The organism is Microvirga sp. ACRRW (genome assembly GCF_022346925.1).
GTDB lineage: Bacteria > Pseudomonadota > Alphaproteobacteria > Rhizobiales > Beijerinckiaceae > Microvirga.
This window is the reverse complement of record NZ_JAKRNJ010000016.1, coordinates 1-5,748: the sequence shown is the minus strand read 5'-3', so window position 1 is coordinate 5,748 and position 5,748 is coordinate 1. Positions and strand designations below refer to the sequence as shown.

Sequence of the window (5,748 nt, the reverse complement as noted above, 5' to 3'; positions counted from 1 at the left end):
CAAACCAGCTCGCGCAGTGCGCTGTCGTATCTCACGAAGCCTGTTGTGGATCATGCGGTTCGGGCGTTCCGGGAGGAGTAAGGCGCTCGCCCCTGAGGTCTGCCCGGGCTGTGTGCGTCCCTGCGCCCTCCAGACGCGCCAAAGCCCCCGGTCCTGTCTGACGCGGGGGCTTTGAGGTGTTGGTTGCGGGGACAGGATTTGAACCTGTGACCTTCAGGTTATGAGCCTGACGAGCTACCGGGCTGCTCCACCCCGCGTCAATCATGGCCGTCACAGCAGGCTGTGCCGGCAAGAAGAGCACTGACCAAACACGAACGCGGCGCTCTTTTTCAAGAAGCGCCGCGTTTCGCGTGTCAGAGATTGTAAAGAGGCGGTTGTTGTGCTTGGCAGGCCCGGCAATGACCTACTCTCCCGGGTCTTGAGACACAGTACCATCGGCGCTGAGGAGTTTAACGGCCGAGTTCGAGATGGGATCGGGTTCAGGCTCCTCGCTCAAATCACCGGACCGGCGAAGCACAACAACAGGCAAGCAGTTTTCAGTTTTAAACAGAGTGTCTTTCCTGATCTCACGGACACGGACCATGAGAGCAATCAAGCCAATCGAGCAATTAGTACCAGTAAGCTCAACACGTTACCGCGCTTACACACCTGGCCTATCAACGTGGTCGTCTTCCACGGCTCTCAAGGGAGTACTCGTTTCGAGGTGGGTTTCCCGCTTAGATGCCTTCAGCGGTTATCCCGTCCGTACATAGCTACGCTGCACTGCGGCTGGCGCCACAACAGCTCCACCAGAGGTACGTCCATCCCGGTCCTCTCGTACTAGGGACAGATCCTCTCAATACTCCTACACCCACGGCAGATAGGGACCGAACTGTCTCACGACGTTCTGAACCCAGCTCACGTACCACTTTAATCGGCGAACAGCCGAACCCTTGGGACCTTCTCCAGCCCCAGGATGTGATGAGCCGACATCGAGGTGCCAAACCTCCCCGTCGATATGGACTCTTGGGGGAGATCAGCCTGTTATCCCCGGCGTACCTTTTATCCGTTGAGCGATGGCCCACCCACGCGGGACCACCGGATCACTATAGCCGACTTTCGTCTCTGCTCGACGTGTCAGTCTCGCAGTCAAGCGGGCTTATGCTATTGCACTCGTCGAACGATTTCCGACCGTTCTGAGCCCACCTTCGCGCGCCTCCGTTACTCTTTGGGAGGCGACCGCCCCAGTCAAACTGCCTACCATGCGCTGTCCCGGACCCGGATAACGGATCGCGGTTAGACATCCATGTCTACAAGGGTGGTATTTCAAGGATGGCTCCACCAGAGCTGGCGCTCCGGCTTCAAAGCCTACCACCTATCCTACACATGCCGACACGAATGCCAGCGCAAAGCTACAGTAAAGGTGCACGGGGTCTTTCCGTCTGACCGCAGGAACCCCGCATCTTCACGGGGAATTCAATTTCACTGAGTCTATGTTGGAGACAGCGGGGAAGTCGTTACGCCATTCGTGCAGGTCGGAACTTACCCGACAAGGAATTTCGCTACCTTAGGACCGTTATAGTTACGGCCGCCGTTTACCGGGGCTTCGATTCAAAGCTTGCACCTCTCCTCTTAACCTTCCGGCACCGGGCAGGCGTCAGACCCTATACGTCGTCTTGCGACTTCGCAGAGTCCTGTGTTTTAGGTAAACAGTCGCCACCCCCTAGTCTGTGCCCCCCCGCCCTGGTTGCCCAAGACGAGGGCCTCCTTATCCCGAAGTTACGGAGGTAAATTGCCGAGTTCCTTCAACATAGTTCTCTCAAGCGCCTTGGTATACTCTACCAGTCCACCTGTGTCGGTTTCGGGTACGGTCTGATGTGGAGGCTATTTCCTGGGACCCGGAGGCTGCCCGATCAATCCGATAAGATCGAACAACGATAAGGATCCGTCACCATCCACTGGCGCACGAATATTAAGCGTGCTTCCCATCGACTACGCCTTTCGGCCTCGCCTTAGGGGCCGGCTAACCCTGCGAAGATTAACTTTACGCAGGAACCCTTGGACTTTCGGCGACAGTGTCTTTCACACTGTTTGTCGTTACTCATGTCAGCATTCGCACTTCCGATACCTCCAGGAGCCCTCACGGGTCTCCCTTCGCAGGCTTACGGAACGCTCCGCTACCGCGCATCTTGCGATGCACCCTAAGCTTCGGCTCGTGGCTTGAGCCCCGTTACATTTTCGGCGCAGGAACCCTTGTTTAGACCAGTGAGCTGTTACGCTTTCTTTAAAGGATGGCTGCTTCTAAGCCAACCTCCTGGTTGTTTTGGGATTCCCACATCCTTTCCCACTTAGCCACGAATTGGGGGCCTTAGCTGTAGGTCAGGGTTGTTTCCCTCTCCACGACGGACGTTAGCACCCGCCGTGTGTCTCCCGCGCAGTCCTCCCAGGTATTCGGAGTTTGGTTAGGTTTGGTACCGCTGTGGGCGGCCCTAGCCCATCCAGTGCTCTACCCCCTGGGGGATTCACGCGAGGCGCTACCTAAATAGCTTTCGCGGAGAACCAGCTATTTCCGAGTTTGATTGGCCTTTCACCCCTAGCCACAAGTCATCCGAGACTTTTTCAACAGGCACCGGTTCGGTCCTCCAGTGCGTGTTACCGCACCTTCAACCTGCTCATGGCTAGATCACCCGGTTTCGGGTCTAAAGCAACGAACTGAACGCCCTGTTCAGACTCGCTTTCGCTGCGCCTTCACCTATCGGCTTAAGCTTGCTCGTTACTTTAAGTCGCTGACCCATTATACAAAAGGTACGCCGTCACCCAGGACGAACCTTGGGCTCCGACTGTTTGTAAGCATCCGGTTTCAGGTACTATTTCACTCCCCTCGTCGGGGTGCTTTTCACCTTTCCCTCACGGTACTGGTTCACTATCGGTCGCTGAGGAGTACTTAGGCTTGGAGGGTGGTCCCCCCATGTTCAGACAGGATTTCACGTGTCCCGCCCTACTCAAATCCAACAATCACCCTGACCTGTACGGGGCTATCACCCATCGTGCCCGACTTTCCAGACGGTTCCAGTGAAGATCATGTTGGCATAGGCCTGATCCGCGTTCGCTCGCCACTACTAACGGAGTCTCAATTGATGTCCTTTCCTCCAGGTACTTAGATGTTTCAGTTCCCTGGGTTCGCTTTAAACCCCTATGTATTCAGGGCTTAATACCTTCATCTGACCCTCCGTATTCCAACCCCACCTTGCGATGGCGTCAGAATACAAAGGGTCGAAGGTGGGTTTCCCCATTCGGAGATTCTTGGATCAAAGCTCGTTCGCAGCTCCCCAAGACTTATCGCAGCGTACCACGTCCTTCATCGCCTCTCAGCGCCAAGGCATCCACCAGATGCTCTTACGACACTTGATTACTCTCATGATCGATGTCCGCTCGGCAGAGCCGGACATGATCTCAAGAAAGACCTGACCTCGACCTTTCGGTCGACGTCATATTTTTGCTTGCCAAGCATATCCGGCGCACATGGCTGCGGGCCATGGCTGGTTCGCGGAACTAGGTTGTCCGCTTGCCGAATATGCTGCCTCTTTACGATTTCAAACATCCGCGCGTCCCACACACAAGAGGGGAGGCGCGAACCTCAATGACATCCGAATACGTCAACACGATCAAAAAAATGGTGGAGCCTGTCGGGATCGAACCGACGACCTGAAGCTTGCAAAGCTACCGCTCTCCCAGCTGAGCTAAGGCCCCTTTTTGTTAGGGCCTCAGTCGCCATCAGGCGCGGCGGCCGGTCGGCCTTCGCAAGACAAAGACCCGGCGTTTGAGGCTCCAAAGATAAATGGTGGGCCTGGGACGACTCGAACGTCCGACCTCACCCTTATCAGGGGTGCGCTCTAACCACCTGAGCTACAGGCCCGAACCGCATCCCAGATCACCGCGCGCTATCACACGCACAGGACCCCTGATCGATGTATCCGGAGAAGAAAGAGAAGCGAAGACGGCAGCGTCCCGCATAGCGAGCTCTGACTGAGCTCTTTTGTTCTGAAGAGATCCGATAAAACCGACAGATGCCGATCTTGAGGGATCATCCTTAGAAAGGAGGTGATCCAGCCGCAGGTTCCCCTACGGCTACCTTGTTACGACTTCACCCCAGTCGCTGACCCTACCGTGGTCGCCTGCCTCCTTGCGGTTGGCGCAGCGCCGTCGGGTAAGACCAACTCCCATGGTGTGACGGGCGGTGTGTACAAGGCCCGGGAACGTATTCACCGTGGCGTTCTGATCCACGATTACTAGCGATTCCACCTTCATGCACTCGAGTTGCAGAGTGCAATCCGAACTGAGACGGCTTTTTGGGATTAGCGCACCCTCGCGGGTTAGCTGCCCATTGTCACCGCCATTGTAGCACGTGTGTAGCCCAGCCCGTAAGGGCCATGAGGACTTGACGTCATCCCCACCTTCCTCTCGGCTTATCACCGGCAGTCCCCCTAGAGTGCCCAACTGAATGATGGCAACTAGGGGCGAGGGTTGCGCTCGTTGCGGGACTTAACCCAACATCTCACGACACGAGCTGACGACAGCCATGCAGCACCTGTGTTCCCGCCAGCCGAACTGAAGGAACCTGTCTCCAGGATCCAAACGGGACATGTCAAAGGCTGGTAAGGTTCTGCGCGTTGCTTCGAATTAAACCACATGCTCCACCGCTTGTGCGGGCCCCCGTCAATTCCTTTGAGTTTTAATCTTGCGACCGTACTCCCCAGGCGGAATGCTTAAAGCGTTAGCTGCGCCACTGAGCAGCAAGCTGCCCAACGGCTGGCATTCATCGTTTACGGCGTGGACTACCAGGGTATCTAATCCTGTTTGCTCCCCACGCTTTCGCGCCTCAGCGTCAGAACCGGACCAGTAAGCCGCCTTCGCCACTGGTGTTCTTGCGAATATCTACGAATTTCACCTCTACACTCGCAGTTCCACTTACCTCTTCCGGTCTCAAGCCATGCAGTATCGAAGGCAATTCTGTGGTTGAGCCACAGGCTTTCACCCCCGACTTACAAAGCCGCCTACGCGCCCTTTACGCCCAGTGATTCCGAACAACGCTAGCCCCCTTCGTATTACCGCGGCTGCTGGCACGAAGTTAGCCGGGGCTTCTTCTGCGGGTACCGTCATTATCGTCCCCGCTGAAAGAGCTTTACAACCCTAAGGCCGTCATCACTCACGCGGCATGGCTGGATCAGGCTTGCGCCCATTGTCCAATATTCCCCACTGCTGCCTCCCGTAGGAGTTTGGGCCGTGTCTCAGTCCCAATGTGGCTGATCATCCTCTCAGACCAGCTACTGATCGTCGCCTTGGTGAGCCATTACCTCACCAACTAGCTAATCAGACGCGGGCCGATCCTTCAGCGATAAATCTTTCTGCTCTCGCACGTATCCGGTATTAGCCCAAGTTTCCCTGGGTTATTCCGAACTGAAGGGCACGTTCCCACGCGTTACTCACCCGTCTGCCACTGACCCCGAAGGGCCCGTTCGACTTGCATGTGTTAAGCCTGCCGCCAGCGTTCGTTCTGAGCCAGGATCAAACTCTCAAGTTGAAAGATTTGATCTCCGACTGTCGTTCACTGCATCAATTGACAGAGCACCTCCATCTCCAGGTCTCCCTGAAGCGGTGTACTCACCAAAGCATAGAACGGGTCGTTGTCTTATCATTCCGGTTCAAAGAACCGGCGCAAGGACACCGCCGCCTACGCTTCTCCTTCTTTCTTCACTTGTCAAAGAGCAA

The 5,748-nt window shown here is 56.0% G+C and carries 3 tRNA genes and 3 rRNA genes; all 6 read right to left on the bottom strand.

Going from position 1 to position 5,748, the window contains the following annotated elements:
• Positions 1 to 180 precede the first annotated feature (180 nt).
• Positions 181 to 257: transfer RNA gene (locus tag MHY87_RS18620), tRNA-Met, on the bottom strand.
• Positions 258 to 390: 133 nt separating this feature from the next.
• Positions 391 to 505 (bottom strand): 5S ribosomal RNA (gene rrf, locus MHY87_RS18615).
• Positions 506 to 587: 82 nt separating this feature from the next.
• A 23S ribosomal RNA gene (locus tag MHY87_RS18610) occupies positions 588 to 3,390 on the bottom strand.
• 263 nt (positions 3,391 to 3,653) lie between these two features.
• A tRNA-Ala gene (locus tag MHY87_RS18605) sits at positions 3,654 to 3,729 on the bottom strand.
• Positions 3,730 to 3,818: 89 nt separating this feature from the next.
• Positions 3,819 to 3,895, bottom strand: a tRNA-Ile gene (locus MHY87_RS18600).
• A gap of 178 nt (positions 3,896 to 4,073) precedes the next feature.
• Positions 4,074 to 5,560: ribosomal RNA gene (locus MHY87_RS18595) — 16S ribosomal RNA — on the bottom strand.
• The 16S, 23S and 5S rRNA genes sit together here with 3 tRNA genes alongside, the layout of an rRNA operon.
• Between the last annotated feature and the right edge of the window lie 188 nt (positions 5,561 to 5,748).